The organism is Brevundimonas sp. (assembly GCF_051858995.1).
Taxonomy (GTDB): Bacteria; Pseudomonadota; Alphaproteobacteria; order Caulobacterales; family Caulobacteraceae; genus Brevundimonas.
Map to the genome: position 1 here is coordinate 285,456 of NZ_JBHYGN010000007.1, position 22,524 is coordinate 307,979.

21 protein-coding genes and 1 pseudogene are annotated in these 22,524 nt (G+C 68.0%); 8 read left to right on the forward strand and 14 right to left on the reverse strand.

Annotation, left to right across the window (positions count from 1 at the left end):
* Positions 1 to 3: 3 nt before the first annotated feature.
* From ACTIEF_RS06180 to ACTIEF_RS06200, 5 genes are all read right to left on the reverse strand, one after another.
* Positions 4 to 3,225, reverse strand: a complete 3,222-nt coding sequence (locus tag ACTIEF_RS06180; RefSeq protein ID WP_419756330.1) for an efflux RND transporter permease subunit — start codon at positions 3,223 to 3,225, stop codon at positions 4 to 6.
* 11 nt (positions 3,226 to 3,236) lie between these two features.
* Positions 3,237 to 4,445, reverse strand: a complete 1,209-nt coding sequence (locus tag ACTIEF_RS06185; RefSeq protein ID WP_040349349.1) for an efflux RND transporter periplasmic adaptor subunit — start codon at positions 4,443 to 4,445, stop codon at positions 3,237 to 3,239.
* Entirely contained in the window at positions 4,445 to 5,698 is a 1,254-nt protein-coding gene (locus ACTIEF_RS06190; protein WP_040349348.1) for a TolC family protein, read from the reverse strand. The genes ACTIEF_RS06185 and ACTIEF_RS06190 overlap by 1 nt, the downstream gene beginning before the upstream one ends.
* Positions 5,699 to 5,755: 57 nt before the next feature.
* The gene (locus ACTIEF_RS06195; protein WP_244999706.1) at positions 5,756 to 6,058 is read right to left on the reverse strand and encodes a hypothetical protein; all 303 of its coding nucleotides are present in this window, start codon (positions 6,056 to 6,058) and stop codon (positions 5,756 to 5,758) included.
* A 340-nt stretch (positions 6,059 to 6,398) separates the two neighbouring features.
* Positions 6,399 to 6,827 carry a hypothetical protein gene (locus tag ACTIEF_RS06200; protein WP_419756331.1) on the reverse strand — a complete coding sequence of 143 codons (429 nt, stop codon included), beginning with the start codon at positions 6,825 to 6,827 and terminating at the stop codon, positions 6,399 to 6,401.
* A 258-nt stretch (positions 6,828 to 7,085) separates the two neighbouring features.
* On the opposite strand from ACTIEF_RS06200, the gene lspA reads away from it, so the two are divergent.
* From lspA to ACTIEF_RS06235, 7 genes and pseudogenes are all read left to right on the forward strand, one after another.
* Positions 7,086 to 7,610 (forward strand): signal peptidase II, encoded by a 525-nt coding sequence (lspA, locus tag ACTIEF_RS06205; protein ID WP_372692911.1) that lies wholly within the window; start codon positions 7,086 to 7,088, stop codon positions 7,608 to 7,610.
* Positions 7,607 to 7,768, forward strand: a complete 162-nt coding sequence (locus tag ACTIEF_RS06210; protein WP_439471260.1) for a hypothetical protein — start codon at positions 7,607 to 7,609, stop codon at positions 7,766 to 7,768. Before lspA ends, ACTIEF_RS06210 begins: the two co-directional genes overlap by 4 nt.
* A 33-nt stretch (positions 7,769 to 7,801) precedes the next feature.
* Positions 7,802 to 8,149 (forward strand): annotated as a pseudogene (locus ACTIEF_RS06215) (MAPEG family protein); the annotation flags it as partial.
* Positions 8,150 to 8,203: 54 nt separating this feature from the next.
* Positions 8,204 to 8,638, forward strand: coding sequence for a helix-turn-helix domain-containing protein (locus tag ACTIEF_RS06220; protein WP_313003946.1), 435 nt, complete (start codon positions 8,204 to 8,206; stop codon positions 8,636 to 8,638).
* Between the two features lie 110 nt (positions 8,639 to 8,748).
* Positions 8,749 to 10,008, forward strand: a complete 1,260-nt coding sequence (locus ACTIEF_RS06225) for a cytochrome P450 (RefSeq protein WP_419756332.1) — start codon at positions 8,749 to 8,751, stop codon at positions 10,006 to 10,008.
* Positions 10,009 to 10,071: 63 nt separating this feature from the next.
* Positions 10,072 to 11,484, forward strand: coding sequence for a dihydrolipoyl dehydrogenase (lpdA, locus tag ACTIEF_RS06230; protein ID WP_439471261.1), 1,413 nt, complete (start codon positions 10,072 to 10,074; stop codon positions 11,482 to 11,484).
* A 137-nt stretch (positions 11,485 to 11,621) separates the two neighbouring features.
* Complete coding sequence (locus ACTIEF_RS06235) at positions 11,622 to 13,559, forward strand: FTR1 family protein (protein WP_439471262.1); 1,938 nt, start codon at positions 11,622 to 11,624, stop codon at positions 13,557 to 13,559.
* A 114-nt stretch (positions 13,560 to 13,673) separates the two neighbouring features.
* Here ACTIEF_RS06235 and ACTIEF_RS06240 read toward each other — a convergent pair whose 3' ends face one another.
* The 9 genes from ACTIEF_RS06240 to ACTIEF_RS06280 all read right to left on the reverse strand — a co-directional run bounded on the left by ACTIEF_RS06240 (position 13,674) and on the right by ACTIEF_RS06280 (position 21,195).
* A complete protein-coding gene (locus tag ACTIEF_RS06240; RefSeq protein ID WP_372692906.1) occupies positions 13,674 to 15,803 on the reverse strand; it encodes an NAD(+) synthase in 2,130 nt (709 codons plus the stop codon).
* A gap of 245 nt (positions 15,804 to 16,048) precedes the next feature.
* A complete protein-coding gene (arsH, locus tag ACTIEF_RS06245) occupies positions 16,049 to 16,795 on the reverse strand; it encodes an arsenical resistance protein ArsH (RefSeq protein ID WP_372692905.1) in 747 nt (248 codons plus the stop codon).
* A complete protein-coding gene (locus tag ACTIEF_RS06250; RefSeq protein ID WP_134581262.1) occupies positions 16,795 to 17,211 on the reverse strand; it encodes a GNAT family N-acetyltransferase in 417 nt (138 codons plus the stop codon). The genes arsH and ACTIEF_RS06250 overlap by 1 nt, the downstream gene beginning before the upstream one ends.
* Entirely contained in the window at positions 17,211 to 18,296 is a 1,086-nt protein-coding gene (gene arsB, locus ACTIEF_RS06255) for an ACR3 family arsenite efflux transporter (protein WP_134581263.1), read from the reverse strand. The genes ACTIEF_RS06250 and arsB overlap by 1 nt, the downstream gene beginning before the upstream one ends.
* Complete coding sequence (gene arsC, locus ACTIEF_RS06260; protein ID WP_134581264.1) at positions 18,293 to 18,718, reverse strand: arsenate reductase (glutaredoxin); 426 nt, start codon at positions 18,716 to 18,718, stop codon at positions 18,293 to 18,295. The genes arsB and arsC overlap by 4 nt, the downstream gene beginning before the upstream one ends.
* A gap of 7 nt (positions 18,719 to 18,725) precedes the next feature.
* The gene (locus tag ACTIEF_RS06265) at positions 18,726 to 19,061 is read right to left on the reverse strand and encodes an ArsR/SmtB family transcription factor (RefSeq protein ID WP_134581265.1); all 336 of its coding nucleotides are present in this window, start codon (positions 19,059 to 19,061) and stop codon (positions 18,726 to 18,728) included.
* Between the two features lie 51 nt (positions 19,062 to 19,112).
* On the reverse strand, positions 19,113 to 20,081 hold the full coding sequence (locus ACTIEF_RS06270; RefSeq protein ID WP_134581266.1) for an arsenic resistance protein: 969 nt from the start codon (positions 20,079 to 20,081) through the stop codon (positions 19,113 to 19,115).
* 321 nt (positions 20,082 to 20,402) lie between these two features.
* Entirely contained in the window at positions 20,403 to 20,810 is a 408-nt protein-coding gene (locus ACTIEF_RS06275; RefSeq protein ID WP_313003958.1) for a nuclear transport factor 2 family protein, read from the reverse strand.
* Between the two features lie 73 nt (positions 20,811 to 20,883).
* Complete coding sequence (locus ACTIEF_RS06280; protein WP_372692903.1) at positions 20,884 to 21,195, reverse strand: helix-turn-helix domain-containing protein; 312 nt, start codon at positions 21,193 to 21,195, stop codon at positions 20,884 to 20,886.
* Positions 21,196 to 21,640: 445 nt separating this feature from the next.
* Between ACTIEF_RS06280 and ACTIEF_RS06285 the strand changes: the two genes are divergently transcribed.
* Positions 21,641 to 22,507 (forward strand): FecR domain-containing protein, encoded by an 867-nt coding sequence (locus ACTIEF_RS06285; protein WP_439471504.1) that lies wholly within the window; start codon positions 21,641 to 21,643, stop codon positions 22,505 to 22,507.
* The last annotated feature ends 17 nt before the right edge of the window (positions 22,508 to 22,524 follow it).

Consider the following 22,524-nt stretch of genomic DNA (forward strand, 5'->3'; position numbering starts at 1 on the left):
CAATCAATCCTCCACCCCCTCGTCCTTGCGGTGACGCACCGCCTTGGCCGCGAAGGTCGGCAGGACCAGCAAGGTCAGGGCTGTCGCGGTCAGGAGGCCGCCGATGACGACAGTCGCCAGAGGCTTCTGCACCTCGGCCCCCGCGCCGTGGGCGAGGGCCATCGGGATGAAGCCGACGATGGCGACCAAGGCTGTCGTCAACACCGCACGCAATCGGCTGGACGCCCCTTCGATCGCCGCGTCCCGGGGCGCGAGCCCCGCCTGCAATCGCTCGCGAATGGCCTGCATCAGAACAAGTCCATTCAGGGTCGCCACACCCGAGACGGCGATGAAGCCAACGGCCGCAGACACCGAGAACGGCATCCCTCGCAGGAGAAGCGCCAAGGCTCCACCGATCAGGGCCAAGGGCACGCAGGCGAAGACCAGCCCAGCCTCGGAGAACGACCCCAGGGCCATGAACAGCAGCACCCCGATCAAAACGAAGACGATCGGAATAACCAGGCCCAGGCGTTGTTCGGCGCGTTTGAGGTTCTCAAACTGACCGCCCCAGGTCAGGCGGACGCCTGGCGGGAGCTGGATCTGATCGACCTTCGCTTGCGCGTCGGTGACGAAGCCGCCCAGATCCCGGCCGCGGACGTTGGCCTGGACCACCATCCGTCGGCTGCCGTCGTTGCGGCTGATCTGGTTCGGCCCCTCGGCGCTCTGGATGCGAGCCACCGAGGACAGAGGCACGGTCACGCCCGTCGCAGAGACGATGGGCAGGGCCGCGAGCGCCGCCGGATCGTTGCGTGCATCGTCCGGTAGGCGGACGACGACGTCGAAGCGACGATCGCCCTCGAAGATCCGGCCGGCCTCCGCGCCGCCGATGGCGGCCGAGACCGCTTCGGAGACGTCGGCTGCGGACAGGCCGTAGCTGGCCGCCGCGAACCGATCGACGCTGACCGTCAGGGTGGGCAAGCCGGACGCCTGTTCGACGCGAACGTCGGCGGAGCCCGTGGTCTGGCGCAGCGCGCCGGCCACCTGATCCGCGACCCGCTGCATGGTGTCGAAGTCGTCGCCATAGACCATGACCGCGAGGTCGGTCCGCACGCCTGAGATCAGTTCGTTGAAGCGAAGTTCGATGGGTTGGCTAAACTCGAAGTTGTTGCCGATCTGCTGATTGGCCAGATCTTCGAAGCGCTCGAGAAGGGCTTCCTTCTCGAGACCGGAATCAGGCCAGTCCTTGCGGTCTTTCAGAACGATGACGCTGTCCGAAATGTTGGGCGGCATCGGGTCGACGGCCGCCTCGGCGGTGCCGGTCCTGGAGAACATGGTCTCGACTTCCGGCTGGGCGGTGATGACCCGTTCCAACGCCATCTGCATGGCGAGGGACTGTTCCAGCGACGCCGAGGGAACCCGCAGCGCCTGCATGGCGATGTCGCCTTCGTCCAGGGTGGGGATGAACTCCCTCCCCAGGGACGAGAAAGCCAGACCACCGACAACGACCGCGCCGAGCGCCGAGATCAAAACGATCTTCGGACGATCGACGGCGGCGCGGATGGCCGGCTGGATCCAACGCCGCGCGTGGCGGAGCAGGAAGGTTTCGTGTTCGTGGGCCTGGCCGTGTTCGTCGGTCTCGACCTTCTTGGGATCCCGCACCAGCAGGGCCGTCATCGCCGGCACGAAGGTGAAGGAGAAGATGAAGGCGCCGACGAGCGCCAGCATGACCGTCGCGCCCATGGGGACGAACGTCTTGCCCTCGACGCCCTCAAGCATCAGCAGGGGAGTGAAGACGAGCAGGATAATCAGCTGACCGAAGGCGGCCGGCTTGACCATCTTGCGAGCTGCGGCCACGGCGACATCAAGGCGTTCCCGACGGGTCAGGGCCCGTCCCAGATCGATCCGCCGTTGCGATAGCATCAGGAGGGTGCTTTCCACGACGATGACCGCGCCATCGACCAGAAGGCCGAAGTCCAGCGCGCCCAGGCTCATCAGGTTTCCACTGATGCCGAACCGGTTCATGCCGATGACGGCGAACAGGAAGCTGATCGGGATCATCAGCGCTGTGATGCTGGCCGCACGAATGTTGCCGAGCAGCAGGAACAGAACGACGATGACCAAAAGCGCGCCCTCGGTGAGGTTGCGCGCCACCGTCGAAATTGTCGAGTTGACCAGGGCGCTACGGTCGAGAACCGTTACCGCCTCGATCCCCGCGGGCAGCGTCTTGCGAACTTCCTCAAGACGCTCCCCGGCCGCCTGGGCCACGGTGCGGCTGTTGCCGCCCGCGATCATCAGCGCCGTACCGAGCACGGCCTCGTGGCCGTCACGGCTGGCGCCGCCCAGGCGCGGAGCCTGGCCGATCTCGACCGTGGCGACATCGGCGACCCGCACGATCAGGCCGTTCCGGTTGACGACCGGCGCCTGAGCCAGGTCCTCCACGGTTGAGGCCAGGGCGTCGGTGCGGACCGTCAGAGCTTCGCCAGCGCGTTGGATATAGCCCGCGCCGGCCTGGGTGTTGGCGCGATCAAGAGCCTGGATAAGGTCGCCCATGCCCAGGCCGTAGGCGGAAAGGCGCGCCGCGTCCGGACGGACCGCATACTCCTTCACATAGCCGCCGACGGTGTCGACGCCCGCGAGACCGGGGGCGGTCCGCATTTGCGGCGCGACGATCCAGTCCTGTACGGTACGCAGATAGGTGGCGCGCTGCTGCGGGGTCGAGAGCAGATCGCCTTCGGGCGTCAGATAGGCTCCGCCGGCCTGCCAGCCCGGCTCGCCAGGCTTGGCGAGGTTCTGACTGTTGAACGGCTTGTAGTCGATCGTCCACATCAGCACTTCACCGAGGCCCGTGGTGATCGGGGCCATGGTCGGCTCCACCCCGTCAGGCATGGCCTCCCGGGCGCCCGCGAGCCGTTCGGCGACCTGCTGGCGCGCGAAATAGATGTCGGTCTGGTCGGTAAAGATGACCGTGACCTGGCTGAAGCCGTTTCGGCTGAGGGATCGGGTCGTGGTCAGGCCGGGAATGCCGGCCATGGCGGTTTCAATCGGGTAGGTGACCTGTCGTTCGATCTGTTCAGGCGCGAGCGCCGGAGCGACCGTGGTCACCTGGACCTGGCGATTGGTGATATCCGGCACGGCGTCGATGGGAAGCCGTGTCAGCTCGAGGAGTCCGTAGGCCGCGACAAGCGCCGTGGCGAGAACCACGAACCATCGGAATTTGACCGAGAGTTCGATGATGAATTTGAACATTCGGTGCGCCCCTAGTGACCGTGCTCGGCCTCGCCCTTGGCGAGCTCGGCTTTGAGGAGGAAGGCGTTCGTGCCGGCGACCCGTTCAGCCCCGGTGAGGCCACGCAGGATTTCAGTCCGCCCCCCGGCCTGACGACCGGCGAGCACCGGACGGGCCTGGAAGCCGTTCGGGACCTGAACGAAGACGACGGTGTTGCCGTCGACGGTCTGGACGGACTCGGTCGGCACGGTGAGACCGCCCGTCGTCTCGCCCGTCACGATCGCCCCCGTGACGGCGGAACCGGCCGGCGGGAGGACAGAGCCCGTCGGCCGGGCCCGAATGACCGTGGCGCCGCTTTCGCCGCCCGCGCCTGCGGCCACGCCGGTGACGATGGCGTCGAAGTCGCCGCTGGGGCTGCTGACCCGCAGAGGCGCCCCGGCCCTTACATTGGCGGCCAAAGCAGGCGGCGCGTTGAAGACGAGCTCAACCCTGGCCGGGTTGGTGACCTCGGCGACAACGCCGCCAGGGGCGACGAAGCCGCCCGGTCCGACCTGGACGCTGGTCACGACTCCGGTGATGGGGCTGGTGACGCTGAGGCGGCCCGAAGCGTTGGGCGAGCCCGCCGCGCTGGACCGCGCGCGAGCCGCGCGGGCGCCGGCTTCGGCGCTGAGCAGTTGCGCGCGGGACGCCTCGACCTCCTGTCGGGCGACAACGCCCTGGTCCGCCAGATTGCGGTTGCGTTGATAAGCCTGGCGCGCCACTTCAGTTTCGGCGGCCGCCGCGTCTGCGTCCGCGCGGAACGTCGCCGCTTCACCGCTGACGACGCTCGCCAGGGGCTGACCGATCCGGACCGACTGGCCCGGAGCTACGAGAACCCGCTCGACCCGCCCGCCGACGGACGCCGCCACAGCGGCGCGCGCGTCGACCATGGGCTCGACCCGCCCGGAGAGCCGGGTTTCGGCGCCCCCTCCCCGACCGACGCCGACCACGATCAGGTTGGCGGCCTGGGCCTGGGCCGCGCTCAGAGCGACGAAGCCTTCCGGCGCTTCGGCCTCGCCTTCGTGGCCGGCTTCGCCCTCGGCATGGGCGCCCTCTTCTTCAGCGTGACCCGCCTCACCCTCGGCGGCGGCTGGAGCGGCGTCCGGCCCGCGCGTGAGCAGGAACAGCCCGCCTCCGCCAAGCAGAACGACGGCGGCGGCGCCGCCGATCAGCAACGTCTTGTTGGATGTGCGCTTGCGCATCATTGGGCTCCTTGGAAGGGGGCGCGGCCGTCCTGGCGCGCAAGTTCAATCTCGGCCTGGACGCGTGCAAGGCGCGCATCGACGGCCGAAGTTCGGGCAGAGATCAGGGCTGCACGGGTGACCCGCAGCTCGAGTTGGGAGATGCGCCCCGCTTCGGATCCGATCCGCGACAGACGGTAGGCCTCCTCGGCAGACGCCACCCCTGCATCGGCGGCGGAGACCCGGCTCACAGAGGCCGCGAGGCGCGCCCGCGCCGCGGCGCGATCGGCCTGGGCCTCCTGGCGGGCGCCCAGGAGCCGCGCATCCGCAGCCCGGAAGTCGGCCTGCGCCGCGTCGATGTTCCCGCGGTTGCGGTCGAACAGGGGCAGCGGCATGCTGACGCCGAAAGTCAGCGCCGTCGCGTCCTCCATCTCGTAGCGACGGACACCGACGCTGGCGTTGATGTCAGGACGCGAGCGGATCCGCTCGACGTCGATCCGGCGTTCGGCGGCCGCGCGCTGAGCCTCGGCGACGCGAACGGCCGGCGCCTCCGCCGGGGGAGCGAAGGTCGCGGCAGGTGCGAGGTCCAGCAGGCTGGTGTCGATCGTCGTGACCGGAGCCGCCAACATGGCGACTGCGGTCAGCCGCGCGAAGGCCGCGTCGCGCTCCGCGACGGCCTCATCGCGAGAGGCACGCGCCGCAGCCGCTTCGCTTTCCCCCTGGATGCCGCGCAGCAGCGGCTCACGGCCTTCCTCGACAAGAACAAGGGCGGCCCTCGCATCGGCGATGGTCAGGGTGAGGCTTTCCTCCGCGAGAGCAGCCCGCCTTTGGGCGGCTTCCGCATCGGCATAGACCTGAGCGAGCCTTCCGGCGGCGTCGATGATGGCGAGATCCCGCTGCAGCGCCGCGGTTCCGGCTTCCGCGCGGGCGACATTGACCCGCGCGGTCCGACGTCCCCACAGCTCGAGGTCCTGGCTGATCGACAAGGTGGTTTCGGCATTGGCGTAGCCCGAGAAGGGCCCCGTGCCGAAAGCGTTCTCGGCGTCGAGAGCGATCGTCGGATTAGGCCTCGCACGGGCCTGGCGGACACGTGCTTCGGCGGCGTCCGACAGGGCGCCGGCTTCAAGGGTGGCCGGGGTTTGACCCAGCTGGGCGAGCAGCTCGGCGAAGGACGGCGCGGGGTCAGCCCAAGCGGGACTGGCCAGCACGGCCGCGAATGCGGCCAACGCGCAGCCGACCGCGAAACGCGGCGGCCTGCGATATGAGGGAGGCATGATTCATCTTCCAGAAATTTGACACGAGTTCGCGCGCACGGCGGCGCAGACGTCCGGTCAGACTCTGGGAGGGCGCTTCAGGCCGTCGGGAGAGATCGACGACGGAAAATCACTCGAGGGGAAGGCGTGAACAGGCCGCGCGTGGATCTGCATCGCGATGTGGTCGGCGACATCCGCACGGGCAGTTCCGTTGTGGTGGCAGTGGCCGTGGGTGCAGACTCCGTGCCCAGCGCCAAGGTCGACCTGGTCGCCATCGCCCGCATCTTCAACGACCATGGCGTGAGCCGATGCCGTCTCCGGGACGCAGGTCGCGGCGTCAGCGATCGGGGCGACGAAAAACACGGCGGAGACCAGGGTCACCGCCAGTATCAGTCTTGCCCATGTCGCAATTGGCCACGCCATCGCTTGGTGGATACTTTCATTCGGGCGATCAAGCAATCTGTTACAGTGTTCGGGGGCTGCGACTGTTTCGAGTGACCACCAATCCGCGGTGAGGGAGAGGGAAAGTCGACATGCAAGGCCGAGAGTGGCGCATCGTCGGCCATCTCGACCTATTCAGCAACGTCGAGCGATCTTTAAGCGAGCGCACGCTGATCGCGTCCGATTCTTTCGCTGCGTCTGCAGGTGGATCGAGATTGCAGAATGCGCAATCTTCACCTGAGTAGCGCTGCCGCTATCAGGTCGGGCCATCGTGAACCGGTCAGCCAGACCGCTCCGCCGGTCGCCGCGACGCCAGGCTCTGGATAAGGTCGTTGCGCGCGCATAGCCAGAGCGAGCGGACGTTGGAGTCGCCTGCGCAGTGGCGGACCAGCAGTAAGCCGGCCAGGGCGTTGGCGAAGAAGCCCAGAGCGCCCAGTCCGGTGATGCCACGGGACGGCGCCCCGGAGGTGGCTCGCGAGATCGCGTAGCTGAGGAATAACAGCACCAACGCAACGAGGCTGGCGCCTTGGCCATTGGCCGCCCCGGACTGCACGGCGACCGAACGTCCGATCACGGCCAGGCTGATGCCGTAGGTGGCGCGTCGGCCAGGAAGTCGAGCACATTGGCGCCCAGGGGGCGCCGAGCCTTGCAGGGAGGCGCCGCTGGCTATGGCCATAAAGGCGGCGCCGTTGACGGCGATCACCGCCATCAGGATGCGCCGGTAGGCGGGGTGGCGCCGTCGAACCTGGAGGCCACGCCGCAACTGCAGCCGGGCGAGGAAGTGCACAGGACGAGAGGGGGTTCAGTCATCGGATTACCCTTTCGCGAGAAGCATGCATTTCCCATTGGCTAGACGATCATGCCGAGAATGCATGGCTTCCATGAAAGAAACGCCCGTCAGATAAAACCCGCTTGATCCTCTAGTAACTAGAGGGCCCAAAATCAGTTGAAATCCATTGGAGGCTTCATGATCACCATGCACCCGACCCGACGCGTTCCCCGCCGCCTGCAGACGATCGCCTTCGCGCTCGCGGCGGTGGTCGCCGTCGTGGATCAGGCCGCCAAGGCCGCAGCGCGCGCTCAGCTGGACGCTCCGATCGACCTCACGCCGTTTCTCGCGCTGCGTCTCGGGTTCAACCCCGGCGTCACCTTCGGCCTGTTCGCCGGCTCGGGCGACGTGGGACGATGGGCGCTGAGCGCCGTGGCCTTCGTGATCATCGGCGCCCTGCTCGCCTGGATCTGGCGCACGCGCAGCGCCCTAACGGCGACCGCCGCGGGCCTCATCGCCGGCGGAGCGATCGGCAACCTGCTCGACCGGCTGCGCTTCGGCGCGGTCACTGACTTCATCGACCTGCATTGGGGCGAGGCGCACTGGCCGACCTTCAACCTCGCCGATGCGGCCATTGTCTGCGGCGTCGCGCTGCTCCTCCTGACCGTCCGGGGCTCGGACAGCCGCGCGGCGTCCCCGACCCTGGGACGGGCGGCGCGATGAGGTTTTCCGCCGAACAGAAGGCGATCGCCGTCCGCTCGGCGCCGGCGATCGTCATCACGGTCGCAGCGTTGGCCTCGGCCTGGCTCTGGCTCCCGCCGCCGCTTCTGGGCGCGGCGCGGGACATGGCGACGGCCGATCGCCTGGCCTATGCCCTGTAGGCGGATCTCCCGGTCTTCCTCTGGCTCGCGGGGTGTTTGAGGGTGGTGGCCAGCCTCCGGTTCCGGTCCGATGCCGACCGGCCCGGCTCCGCCTACGCGGCGCCCAGCGCCAGGCTCGCGGTGCCCGCCGCCGTGCTGCAGAACTCGCTCGAACAGACGGTCCTGGCGGTCGGCGCCCACCTGGTCCTCGCCACCGTGCTGCGCGGCGAGGAGATGGTACTGCTGCCGGTGCTGGTGGCCCTCTATCTGGTCGGACGGGTGTTCTTCGCCCTGGGTTACGCGCGGGGCGCGGCGGCCCGCGCCTTCGGCATGGCGCTCACCGGCGCCTCCACGATCGCCGCCTTCGGCATCGCCCTCGCGCTGATGGGGCTGGGCCGATGACCCCTCCTCGCCCCGCCGACTTCTGCCTTTCACCCGCCGTTGCGAGCTGACGCGATGCCCCTCCCCTCTCCCGCCTCGTCCGGGTTGCGCCCCATCGGCAAGCTGGCCGCCGCCACGGGCGTCAAGGTTCCGACCATCCGCTTCTATGAAGAGATCGGCCTGCTCCCGGCGCCGCCGCGCACCGCCAGCGACCGGCGCATGTATGACGACGCGGCGGAGCGCCGCCTGTCATTCATCCGGCATGCCCGCCAGTTGGGCTTCGATCTGGATTCGATCCGCTCCTTGCTTGATCTGTCGGATCACCCCGATCGGCCCTGCGCCGAGGCCAGCACCCTGGCCGAACGTCATCTCGCCGATGTGAAACAGAAGATCGCCCGGCTCCGCGCCCTCCAGCGCGAACTCTCACGGATGACGACGGAATGCGCCGGGGGCCGGGTCTCCGCCTGCAAGGTGATCGAGGCGTTGCACGATCCGTCCGCGCCGCCTTGACCCTGTGGAAGATCGGAAGGCGCAAAGACCCCGGAGCCATTGGCCCACCGTGACGTTTTGAGGCGATTGACGGCTCCCGTCGCGGACCACCCGTCCTTCTGGAGGATTTGATGACGCATCGGCCGACCTCGCGACACAGCGACCAGACCTTGGCCCTGCTGATGGACCCTTATCGGCGCCTTTCCCACTTGTTCGGGCAGGCCGGCGCCGACGTCGTCGAGACCCGCCTGGCGTTGAAGGAGACGACCTGTCTGAGAGGCCGCGAGGCGGCGCGGATTTTCTATGACGAGACCCGCATCGTGCGGGCGGGCGCCATGCCGGCGCCGGTCCGCCGCACGCTGCTCGGCGAGGGCGGCGTTCAGGGACTGGACGGCGAGGCCCACCGCGCCCGCAAGGGCGTGTTCATCTCCCTGATGTCGCCAGCCCGTGTCGCGCGGCTGGGCGAACTGTTCGAAGCGGAGTGGCGGCGCGCGACCGTCGAATGGGCCGGCGAGGAGGACATCGTGCTCTATGACGCCCTGCAGCCGGTGCTGACGCGGGCTGTCTGCGGCTGGGCCGGCGTGCCGCTTGAGCCGCACGACGAAGCGAAGCGGGTCCGTCACCTGAGGGCGCTGTTCGACGCGGCGGGATCGCGGGGCCCCCGGCATCTGTGGTCGAGGCACGCGCGTCGCCGCGTCGACGCCTGGCTGGGCTCGATCATTGAAGACATTCGCGCCGGCCGTCTGTCGCCGGATCCGGACACGGCCGCCCACGCCTGGGCCTGGACCCGCGCCGAAGACGGCGAACCGTTGCCGATCCACACGGCGGCGGTCGAACTGGCCAATGTATTGCGGCCGACTGTCGCGACCTCGGTCTACATCGTGTTTGTGGCGCACGCGATGCAGGCTCACCCGGATGCGGCCCGTCTGGCCGTCGCCGACCCCGGACGTCGCCGCGCCTTCGTCCAGGAAGTCCGACGCTTCTATCCGTTCTTCCCGGCAGTGATCGGGCGTGTGCGCGCGCCGTTTCGCTGGCGCGACCTGGTCTTCCCGGAGGGCCGTCAGGTGGTCCTCGACCTCTATGGCTCCAATCACGATCCCGCACACTGGACTGATCCCGAGGCGTTCCGGCCGGAGCGGTTCAGCGACGGCTCCGGAGATCCGTTCGGTCTCATCCCCCAGGGCGGTGGGGATGCGGCGACCGGTCACCGTTGCCCTGGCGAAGGGATCGTCGTGGAGTTGATGGAGCGCGCCGTCGGCCTGCTCGCCGACCTGAACTACCGGCTGCCGGATCAGGATCTGGAGATCGACTTCCGCCGCCTGCCGGCCCTCCCCGGAAGCGGGTTCCGAATGGAGACGCGCGACGCGGCCCTCAATGAGGGGGGCGCCTGATGCCGGTTCCTCGGGCTGGCCGGGGCCCTTCTCTCCCATCCACTCGCAGCAAAGGCTGACGCCATGAGCCGTTCGACGACCTCCTACGACCTGGTGATCATCGGCGGCGGGCCGGGCGGATACCCGTGTGCGATCCGGGCGAGCCAACTCGGCCTGTCGGTGGCGGTCATCGACGACCGCGAACTGCTCGGGGGGACCTGCCTGAACATCGGCTGCATTCCGTCCAAGGCGCTGCTCCAGGCCACCGAGCGGCTGGAGATGGCGCGCAGTCTCGAAGCGTTCGGCGTCATGGTCGACAATGTGCGGGCCGATCTTGACGGTGTCATGCGGCACAAGGGCAAGGTGGTGACCGAGCTTGGCGAAGGGGTCGCCTACCTCCTGCGCAAGCACAAGGTCGCCCGCTTCCAGGGCCGCGGCCGGCTGCTGGCGCGCGACCGGGTGGAGGTGCGCGCCGCGGACGGCGCTTTCGAGGTGCAGGCCCGCAAGGCGGTGGTCATCGCCAGCGGATCGGAAGCGGCGACCTTGCCCGACCTGCCCATCGACGAGCGGCGGATCGTCACCTCCGCCGGCGCCCTGAGCCTGACGGCGGCGCCGCGCCATCTGGCGGTGATCGGCGGCGGCTACGTCGGACTGGAGCTGGGGTCGGTCTGGCGTCGGCTCGGCAGCGAGGTCACGGTCATCGAAGTGCTCGACCGGATCGCCTCCGGCGTCGACTCGGAGATGTCGGCGGCGCTGCACAAGGTGCTCGAGGCCCAGGGCTTCCAGTTCTGCCTTGGGCACAAGGTGGTCGGATCGCGGATGGAGGGCGACGACGTCGTCCTCGACGTCGAGCCCGTGGGCGATGGCGCGCGAGGAACCATCAAGGCCGATGTCGTGCTGGTCTCCATCGGCCGACGGCCCGCCACCGCCGGGCTCGATCTGGAAACGGTCGGCATTGCGCCCGACCGCAGGGGCTTTATTCCGGTGGACGAAGGGTTCCGGACCAGCGCCGACGGGGTCTACGCCATCGGCGACGTCATCGGCGGCGCCATGCTGGCCCACAAGGCGGAGGAGGAAGGGATCGCCCTGGCCGAACGCCTGGCGGGGGGCGCGGGCCATGTGGACTACGGAACGATTCCGGCGGTCGTCTATACCTGGCCGGAACTGGCTTCGGTCGGCCGCACGGAGGACGACCTCAAGGCGGCCGGCGTGGCCTACCGTGTGGGGCGCTTCCCCTTCTCCGCCAACGCCATGGCCAAGGCGCGTCTGGAGAAGAACGGTCTGGTCAAGGTTCTGGCCGACGCCGCGACGGACAAGATCCTCGGCGTGCACATCCTGGGCCCCGAAGCCGGCGGGTTGATCCATGAAGCGGTCGCCGCCATGCAGTTCGGCGCGGCAGCCGAGGATCTGGCGCGGACAAGCCACGCCCATCCGACCCTGCCGGAAGCCCTGCGCGAAGCCTGCCTGGCGGTAGCCGAGCGCACGATCCACCTCTGACGGCCGCGCGTTACGAGGTCTGACCCGCCGGAAGCCGCGATCGCGGCCGCCTCTGCGGGCCCGGGCGCGTCCGCGGTTTAGACGCGACAGCGGCGTCGCTTGAATGCTATTGCGAGCCGCTCACAACTAGGTCTCCCATGCGTCCTCTGCTCCGTCTGCTCACCCTGCTGTTCGCCCTAGGGCTGGCCGCCCCGGCCCTCGCCCAGGCGCCGTCCGCCTCGGAGGCCCAGGTCGCCTGGCGGCTGCTGGATTATGTGGCGGTCGACTACGCCGGCGCAGTGGCCGACGGCGAGGTCGTCAACCCGGCCGAATACGGCGAGATGATCGAGTTCAGCACCCAGATCCGGACGCGTCTGGACGCCCTGCCGGCCAACCCGGCCAAGGCCGCCCTGATGCGCGACGCCGAGGGCCTGCAGGCGGCCATCCGGGACAAGGCGGATCCGGCCGTCGTCGGCGCCCGGGCCAAGGCCCTGGCCGGCGCGGTGCTGGCGGCCTATCCGAGCCCGCTTGCGCCTTCGTTCCCGCCCGACCTGGCCCGCGGCGCCGCCCTCTACGCCGAGCAGTGCGCGGTCTGCCACGGCGTGACCGGGCGCGCCGACGGCCCCGGCGCCGAAGGGCTCGATCCGCCGGCGATCGCCTTCGCCGACGTGGAGCGCGCGCGCCAGCGCAGCGTCTTCGGGCTCTACCAGGTGATCGACCAGGGGCTGGAGGGCACGGCGATGGCCAGCTTCTCGCACCTGCCGGCCGAGGACCGCTGGGCGCTGGCCTTCTATGTCGGCCGCTTCGCCTTCACCGACGCCGAAGCCGCCGAGGGCAAGCGCCTGTGGGACGGCGATCGGGCGGTCCGCGCGGCCTTCCCCGACCTGGCAGCCCTCACCCAGACCACGCCGGCCGAGCTGGCCACCCGCCTCGGCGAACCCCGGGCGCGGGCCCTGACCGCCTATCTGCGACGTCATCCCGAGGCCGCGGCGCGCCCGGCCGGATCGACGCTGACCCTGGCGCGGACGCGCCTGGCGGAGAGCGAGGCCGCCTATCGACGGGGCGATCGCAAGGCCGCCACCGACGCGGCGCTGTCCGCCTACCTCGACGGCGTCGAGCCGATCGAGCCGGCCCTCGGCGCCCGGGACGGCGCCCTGCTGCGCCGGGTCGAGACCGCCATGACCGAGCTGCGCGTCTCGATCAGCCGGGGTGCGCCCGCCGAGGAGGTCGCCGGTCGGGTCGCGCGTGCGAACGCCCTGCTGGACACGGCCGAGCGGGCCCTCGCGCCCCAGGAGGCGGACAATGTCGCCAGCTTCCTCGGCGCCTTCACCATCCTCCTGCGCGAAGGCCTAGAGGCCCTTCTCATCGTGGTGGCGATGATCGCCTTCCTCAGGAAGGCCGAACGGCCCGAGGTGCTGCGCTACGTCCACGGCGGCTGGGTCGCCGCGCTGGTCGCCGGCGGGGCCACCTGGGCGGCCGCGACCTTCTTCATCTCCATCAGCGGCGCCAGCCGGGAACTGACCGAAGGGTTCGGTTCGCTTCTGGCCGCCGTCGTGCTCGTCTCGGTGGGCATCTGGATGCACGGCAAGTCGCACGCCGACGCCTGGCAGACCTATATCCGCGACAAGCTCTCCCACGCGCTGTCGAAACGGTCAGCCTGGTTCCTGTTCCTGCTGTCTTTCGTCGTGGTCTACCGGGAGGTGTTCGAGACCATCCTCTTCTATGCGGCGATCTGGAGCCAAGGCGGCCACCTCGGCATGCTGGCCGGCGCCCTGACGGCGGTGGTCATCCTGGCCGTAGTGGCCTGGGCCCTGCTGGCCTACAGCAAGCGCCTGCCGATCGGCCGGTTCTTCTCCCTGAGCTCGATCCTCATGGCCATCCTGTCGGTCGTCCTCGTCGGGAAGGGGGTGGCGGCGTTGCAGGAGGCAGGCTGGCTCGATGTCCACCCGCTGGCCTGGATCCCCCGGATCGAAATCCTCGGCCTCTACCCGACGGTCGAAGGCGTCGCCGTTCAGCTGCTGACGATCGCCATCCTCGTGGTCGGCTTCTCCCGGCATGCGGCGCCGAAGGGCGCGCGGCCGGCGGACATCGGCTAGGGTCGCCAGCCCTTCACCTAATCTTCCGCCCCGCCGGGCGCCGGATGGGCAGGCGCCGGCTTCCGGTTCCTGAACCGCCCCTCCGACCCCGGAGTTCGCAGCCGGGCGACGGCCTTATCGGACGATGGGTTTGCCCCCGGCGGGCGGCGCCTTGGGTTCTTTCGCAGGAAGATCGTCGCTTGCGGGATCAAGAACCTCCGGCACGTTGCGCTGCAGCTCGTCGATCCAGACCTGGCCATGAGCGTCCGAGGGCATGCGCCAGTCGCCCCGCGGCGACAGTGAACCGCCTGTTGTGACCTTGGGTCCGTTCGGCATGGCCGAGCGCTTGAACTGATTGGCGAAGAAGCGCTGCAGGAACACCTCCAGCCAGCTGCGAATGGCCCCGATGGGGTAGGCCCGCTTTTGCTCGTCCGGAAAGCGCGGCGGCCAGTGCCCGGCGGCGGCGTCCTGCCAGGCGTGCAAGGCCAGGAAGGCGATCTTGGAGGGCCGCAGCCCGAACCGGGTGAGATAGTAGATCCAGAAGTCGTGGAGCTCGTAGGGGCCGATCTTGCCTTCGGTGCTCTGCGACTCGCCCTCGGCCGTCTGCGGGATGAGCTCCGGTGAAATCGTTGTCGCCAGGATGTCGAGCAGGACGTCGGACACCGCGGGGTCGAACAGGCGGTTCGCCGCTGTCCAACGGACGAGGTGTTGAATGAGGGTTTTCGGGAGCGAGCCGTTGACGTTGTAGTGGCTCATCTGGTCGCCGACGCCGTAGGTGCACCAGCCGAGCGCGAGCTCGGACATGTTGCCGGTGCCGAGCACCATGCCGTTCCGCTGATTGGCGGCCCTGAACAGGAGGTCTGTCCGGAGCCCGGCCTGCACATTCTCGAACGTCGTGTCGTACACAGGTTCGCCCCTCGCGAACGGATGGCGCAGGTCCTGCAGCATCTGCTGGGCGAGCGGCTTGATGTCGATTTCCTCGACGGTCACGCCGAGCCCGTTCATCAAGGCGTAGGCGTTAGACTTGGTCCTCGCGCTCGTGCCGAAGCCGGGCATTGTGATCCCGAGAATGTCCGTGCGCGGACGTCCAAGCAGATCGAAGACCTTGGCCGCGACGATCAAGGCGTGCGCGGAATCCAGCCCTCCGGACACGCCGATGCAGATCTTGGCTGTTCCGGTCGCCTCAAGCCTCTTGGCCAGCCCGCTCAACTGTATGTTGAACGCCTCGTAGCAGTCCTGGTCGAGGCGGGAGGGATCGTTGGGCACAAAGGGAAAACGGTCGATGCGTCGTTGCAGGCCGAGGTTGTGAACTGGCGGATCAAGATGGAAGGTCACCCGGCGAAAGCGCCGGTCGGGCATCCCGTTGGCGATCGCGGCCTCGTTAAAGGTGCCGGTACGCATACGTTCCAGCTGCAGCCGTTCCACGTCTATGTCCGCGACGGCCATCTGGGACCCCAGGCTGAAGCGCTCGGTCTCCGCGAGCTGCGCCCCCAGCTCGTAGATACAGGCCTGTCCGTCCCAGGCCAGGTCGGTCGTCGATTCTCCATACCCGGCCGCGGAGTAGATGTAGGCCGCCCAACAGCGGCCGGACTGCAGTTCGCAAAGTCTTCGCCGCGTGTCGGCTTTTCCCACCACGATGTTGCTTGCCGACAGGTTCGTCAGAATCAGCGCGCCGGCGAGCGCGGCGAAGTCGCTGGGCGGCGCGGGCGCCCAAACATCCTCGCAAATTTCGACATGAAAGATCAGGCCATCGACGTCGTCGGCCTGGAACAGCAGATCCATTCCGAATGGAACGGTCTCGCCCCCGATCGTAATCTCGCCTTCCACATCCCGCCCGGAGGCGAACCATCGCTTTTCATAGAACTCGCGGTAGTTGGGCAGATGGCCCTTTGGCACCACGCCAAGGATCCGCCCCCGGTGGATAGCCACCGCACAATTGTACAGCCGTCCCTCACGACGGAGGGGCGCGCCGACCAGTATGACCGGGTGGAGATCGCGGCTTTCGGCCACGAGGTTCACGAGTTGCCGCTCGACCTCGTCCAGCAACGCCCGCTGCAGAAACAGGTCGTCGATGGAATAGCCCGACAGGCCGAGCTCCGGGAAAACCATCAACGCGGTCCCGGCCTCGTTCCCCTCACGGGCGAGCCTCAGGGTCTGCTCCAGATTGAACGCCGGATCCGCGATCCTGCAAACGGGACGGCACGCAGCGACCCTCGCGAAGCCTTGCTGGTAAATCGACAGGAAATCGGCTGCGTTGCGAGGCACGTCCTGCTCCTATTCCGCTTCGGGCATTACTGTTCTCGGCCGGACGGCCCGCGCCTGGTCCCCCTTGCTAAGCGCGGCAAGGGCCTGGAGGTTCGTCAGGATGAGAACGTCACCCGGAGAATAGCCTTTCGCCACTTCTGGCGAGTTACGGCCATCGCGATGCTCGGCGGCCGCCGCGGCCATGGCGTCAAGGTCCGTATTAAGGCGGGAGGAATGCGAGGCGTGTTCGCGTGGTCGAGGGGAGGTCACGCCTGGCGCGCGATGACGATCCCCGACAGATCGGAGGCGGCGTCGAGGGGAATCCCGGCCGCCTTGCGCTCGGAATAGCGGTCCACCAGCTGGGCCGCGTGCGGCCGGGTGAGGATGGTGAAACGCACCAATTCCTCCATCACATCGACGATCCGCTCATAGTAGGCCGAGGGCTTCATCCGGCCGGCCTCGTCGAACTCCTGGAAGGCCTTGGCCACGCTGGACTGGTTGGGGATGGTGATCATCCGCATCCAGCGGCCCAGCAGGCGCAGGGTGTTGACGGCGTTGAAGCTCTGCGACCCGCCCGACACCTGCATCACCGCCAGGGTGCGGCCCTGGGTCGGGCGCAGGCCGCCCAGGCTGAGCGGCAGATGGTCGATCTGCAGCTTCATCAGGCCGGAGACCTGGCCATGCCGTTCCGGACTGCACCAGACCATGCCCTCCGACCAGAAAGCGTGCTCGCGCACCGCCGGGTGGTCGTCGTCGCCGGGCGCGCCCGGCAGGGGCAGGTCGGAGGGGTCGAAGATGCGGGTCTCGCATCCCATTCGCTGCAGCAGACGGGCCGCCTCCTCGACACAGAGCCGCGAATACGACCGCTCGCGCAGCGAGCCGTACAAGAGAAGGATCCGCGGCGCCGGATCGGTCGGACCTAGCCCCCGGGCGGGGTCGGCGGACAGATAGGCTGCATCCAGAGCCGGCAGGTGATCCGGATCCGGCAGCGGCCGCAGGCGGGCGAAAGTCATCAGAGGTCCTTGATGAGATAGGCCGCTGACGCCGGGCAGACGTCCGCGAACTCGCGGGTTTGCCGGATCGCAAGGGGCGCGGACGCCCGTTCGGCGGAGACGAAAGCACGCCGGGCGAAGAATAGCTCGGCCGTCGTGGTGAGCAGGTGAAGCCGTTCGCTACCCAGATCGCTCGCCATGGCCTCGACGGCGGTCAGTATGCGGCTCCCGATCCCTTGGGCCTTCAGGTCGGCGAGCACGACCAGGGAGCGCAGCAGGAGATCCTGCCCCTCCCCTTCCAGGCCGACATAGCCGGCGATGCCGCCGTGTTCGTGGGCGGCGAAGTATCGACCAGCGCCAGGCTCGGGCAGACCCGCGCCGCGCAGGGCCGCGATCAGGCCGACGTCATCCGCGTCCAGGAGATGCAGGACGACCATCAGGCCGCGTCCGCCGGCGGAGCCGTATCCGGGAACCAGCGGCGTCCCATCCACAGCGCGACCGACACCAGCAGGATCAGCACCGGCACCTCGACCAAGGGACCGATGACGGCCGCAAAGGCGACCGGCGAGGTCAGGCCGAAGGCCGCGATGGCGACGGCAATGGCCAGTTCGAAATTGTTCGAGGCCGCGGTGAAGGCCAGGGCGGTGGTGCGCGGATAGTCGGTCTCGATCAGCTTGCCCATGAGGAAGCTGACCACGAACATCACAAGGAAGTAGATCGTCAGCGGAATGGCGATGCGCAGGGCGTCCAGCGGCAGGGCCACCACCTCCCCGCCCTTGAGGCTGAACATGACCACGATGGTGAACAGCAGGGCGATCAGGGTGATCGGTCCGATGCGCGGCAGAAAGCGCCGCTCGTACCAATCGGCGCCCCGGCGGGCGATCAGGCTGCGACGGGTCAGGAAGCCGGCCAGGAAGGGAAGACCGAGGTAGACCAGGACCGCCCCGGCGATGGTCCAGACGCTGACGTCCACCACACTGCCCTGCAGGCCGAACAGGGGCGGCAGGACGGTGAGGAAGATCCAGGCGTAGAGGCTGAAGAACAGGATCTGGAAGATCGAGTTGAAGGCGACGAGACCGGCGACATACTGGTTATCGCCCCGCGCCAGCTGGTTCCACACCAGCACCATGGCGATGCAGCGCGCCAGTCCGATCAGGATGACGCCGGTCATGTATTCCGGCTGATCGCGCAGAAAGATCACCGCCAGCGCGAACATCAGCACCGGGCCCAGCACCCAATTCTGGAACAGCGACAGGGCCAGCACCCGCTTGTCGGCGAAGACACGCGGCAGCGCCTCGTACCGGACCCTGGCCAGCGGCGGGTACATCATCAGGATGAGACCGACGGCGATTGGGATGTTGGTCGTGCCGATCGAGAGGCTATTGATCCAGGCGGGCAGACCCGGCGCCAGCGTCCCCAGAGCCACGCCGAGACCCATGGCCACGAAGATCCACAGCGTCAGCCAGCGGTCGAGGAAGGACAGGCGACGCGGCGACGTAGTCGTCACGGGGGTGTCGATCATCGCTTCACCCGCTGGCCGGCGGCGTCGATGACGACCTCGCCGTCCTCCTTGGTGAAGGGTTTGAGATCGTCGTCGGGCAAAAGATCGAGCACGGCCTCCGATGGCCGGCAGAGTCGAACGCCCATGGGACTGACGACGATCGGGCGGTTGAGAAGTATCGGATGGGCCTCGATCGCGTCGAGCAGTTGATCGTCCCTGAGGCCTGGATCACCGAGGCCCAGTTCGGCGAAGGGCGTGCCCTTTTCGCGCAACAGGTCGCGCAGCGGCGCGCTGGTGCGTTCGGCCAGCTGGGCGATCATGGCCCGCGACGGCGGGGTCTTCAGATACTCGACGACGTGCGGCTCGATGCCGACATGGCGGATCAGCTCGAGCGCGTTGCGCGACGTCCCGCAGGCGGGATTGTGATAGATGACGACGTCCATGGGATCCTCAGGGGCGGCAGGGTGCGAGTTCGGCCAGCAGGGGCTCGCAGAGGTCCGCCCTGCCCCCGCAGCAGTCCTTGAGCAGGAACAGGACCAGGTCGCGGAACCGGTCCAGGTCGGCCCGGTAAATGATCGAGCGGCTGCGCCGCTCCGACCTGATCAGCCCCGCGCGGGTCAGGACGCCGAGATGGGACGACAGAGTGTTGGGCGGGATCGCCAGATGGTTCGAGATGTCACCGGCCGCCAGACCTTCGGGTTCGTGCCGCACGAGGAGGCGAAACGCCTCCAGCCGCGTGGACTGCGCCAAGGCGGCGAGAGCGAGAATCGAGGCTTCCGTTTCCATAATTCCGAATTAGTCGAACTATGGAAACAATCAAGGTTTAACTTCCCCTGATCAGGCTGGCCGACGTCCCAGCCCGGGGATGCCGCGGATGTAGACCAACTCCGCCAGGAGCTCGATCAGGGTCTGGGTGACGATGATGGCCGGGACCAGGGGGATGGCGCCGGGCACGACCAGGGCTAGCGGCAGGACCACGAGCGAGTTGCGGGTCCCCGCGCTGAAGGCGACGGCGCGGCCGGCTTCCGGCGTCAGCCGTGCGAGCCGCGACACGGCCCATCCGATGAGCGGCGCCAGCACGGAGAAGGCGACATAGACCGGCACGACACTCAGGGTCCGGTCGAGGGTCTGTCCGAGTTGCGGCATGACCGCGGCGACGACGATGAAGAGCACCAAGGCCGTGGCCGGCACCGGCGCCAGGCCGAGACCAGATGAGACTCGCTCGCCCGTTTTGCTGCGGGCCGCCCAGGTCTGGACCAGCGCCGCCAGAACGAACGGGATGGCGATCAGCCAGACGAAGGCGTGGATGAACGGACCTGGCTGCACATAGGCCGCCGCCTCGGCGCCGAGGAACAGACGCAGATAGATGGGCAGGAGCGCCATCTGGGCGATCAGCAGCACCGGGGTCGAGGCCAGGAGCAACCGGGCGTCCGCGCGACCCAGATGAGCGAAGGTCACGACATAGTCGATGCATGGACAGAGCAGCACCATCAGCACGCCGAGACGGATCAGGGGATCGGCCGGCAGGAACTGCATCAGGCCCAGGACGAGCAGGGGCACGGCGATGAAGTTCACCGCCAGCAAGGTGCCCAGGAACCGCAACTCCTGAAGCGCCCGGCCGAGGGCGGCGACGGGCACCTGCAGGAAGGTGACGAACAGCATCAGGGCCAGCGCCGGATTGATCGCCGATTCCAGCACCGCCGTGCCCGGGATCACGAACCCAATGGCCGTCGCGACGATCACGGCGGCGAAATAGATCCAGACCTGTTGGGCTTCGAGGCCGTCGCGAAGTTCAGACGTGTTCATCCCGGATCCTGACTTCGCACTGCACCCCCCCTACCGGCCGCGACCACCCCGGCCTGTCAAGCCTCGTCCTGCGTTCCGCGGCTCAGAGGGTGGACCGATCAACTGGCGGCGTTCGAGCGGCGTCGGAGCGCGCCCGCAAGCTCTGGCGCGCGCACCGCACTCAGGGGTTTGGCTTGGTTCCTACTGCGGCTAAGATGGTCCCCGGCGGGCCTCGACCGGATAGCCTTTGATCTTGAGCCAGGGGACGTTCTGCGTCGGCGGCGATCACGGGTGAAGACGTCGAGCTTCACACAGAAGTTCCCGGCCCGCCCCCTCCCCTCCTCACCAACGGGCGACGCTGAGGCGACGCCAACGATCCTTCTCTACCAGAGGCACCTCGGCCAGATCGGCGTGATCGCGCCACCGAGTGATCACGCCCTTCTCAACCTCGAAAACGTTGATAGCGCGGACGTTCATGACGAGGCCACGGTTCGCGGCCAGCAGATAGAGGCTTTCGGCGATGACCAGCTCGCCCTGGGTGACGGACTTGAGGATGTGAAGTTCGAACAGCGAATAGCTCTGGAAGAGCCGACGCCAGAAGCCGAGAAGCGCCGTACGTCCGACAAGTTCGCCCGCGATGTCGAACTGGGCCGCGACCTGCTCCGACAGATAGGATTCGAGGCGACGCACATCGCGTGATGCGATCTCCCCGGCGAAAGCTTGGACGACGTCTCCGGGCATAAGCGACATGATCACCGTTCAGGTGCGCAATCATGATCCGATTCTCAGTGGAAAACTCGCGTATCGCGTGTGACCAACGATGTCACTCCGGTTCGATAACCCCGGCCCCCACCGCGACCGCGACGGCCTCTATCCGGGTGCGCACGCGCAGCTTCGAGCACACCTTCTCAAGGTAGCTGTCGACCGTGCGCGGCGACAATCCGAGGATGGCGCCGATATCTCCCGAGCTCTTGCCGCGACTGACCCACAACAGGCACTCAAGCTCTCGCGGGCTCAAGGCGAAAACTCGAGAGCCGACATTCGGTTGGAGGTTCGGAGCCATGATTTCACTCGCGATTGACCGGTGAAGGCTGAACGGACCAGCAGCCACGAGCAACACAGGCGAGTTGCGCATTCTCCGCAAGAAAGTTGCGGAGAATCGACGTCGGCCCGCCGCCCCTTAGGATCGAAGCCAGCGCCAGAGACTGATTGCCCCTGCTTTGGCGACCGCTTACACAGTCCGGCGTCGGGCGCCGTCAGATACGGGCGCAACTTGAGCCGGGGTCCGTCAGTGGCGGAGGCGGCGTTTCGCCCTGAAGTAGCGGGCCTCTTCGCAGAGGATTCCTCGCCCGACCCCTCCGCCTTGCACCGGGACTCGCTTTGATTCATTGTCGGCCGTCGGCGCTTGCGTCGAAGGGGCCGGGAATCCCCTGTGCGAAGCTCAATCTTTACGACCGCGCCTCGACGCGCGGCGTCCGTCCGCTGGTGACCGCGGCGCACCCCTGTGTGCGCCCGGTCGTGGCGGGCGCGCTCTCGGATTCCTGCCTCCTGAAAACCGGCGGGAGGTCGCCTTGAGCGATGTGAAGGAGATGGATCCGGGCGCTGCGGCGAGCCTGAATGGGCTCTACCGACGCTATTCGGGGTGGTTGGGAAGGCGGCTGCGCGGACGTGTGGGCGCCGATGAAGCCGCCGATGTGGTGCAGGAAACCTATCTTCGCCTGGCTCCCTATCTCCTCGAAGATATCCGCCACCCCAAGGCTCTGCTTCTTCGCGTCGCGCTAAACCTGGTTCGCGACGAGCGACGCCGGATGGCCCTCCGGGACCGGGCGATGCAAGGGGCGATTCCTATGTGGGTCACAGCGGCCGACGCGCCTGTCGACCGGCTGCACCTCAAGCAGGTTCGCCGTGCTGTGGAGCTGGCGAGCGGCCAGGCCTTCTTCGATGTGGAGGGCGATCCCGCCCGCCCCTTCGTTGTTCGCGCCGGCGCGACCGACGTCACCGCTTTGGGAACACGGTTTGACGTCCGCCGCGCGGGCGGCGGCGCGCAGGTGACGCTCGTCGAAGGCAAGGTCGATGTCGTAGACCGGGGGCAAGCCACGCCGCGGTGGTCCCTCGCCCCGGGCCAGCAGATTGTCACCGCCTCGCCTCGTCCAGCCGTCCGGTCGGTGGATGCGGCCTCAGAAACCAGTTGGACAGTCGGCCGCCTCATCTTCGCCGGCGACACCGTCGAAGCCGCTGTGGCCGAGGTCAATCGCTACACCGCGTCCAAGGTCGTCCTGGATGCGCCCGCCATCGCCGATATCGCTGTCAGCGGCGCTTTCAACACGGGCGATGTGGAGGGCTTCGTGTCCGCGCTGACCGAGCTCTATCCGGTTGTCGCCAACCGCACGGCTTCCGGTCAGATCGTCATTCGTGACGCCCCCGCGAAAAATGCGAGCGTGCGCTGAGGGGTTTTGCCACGCCC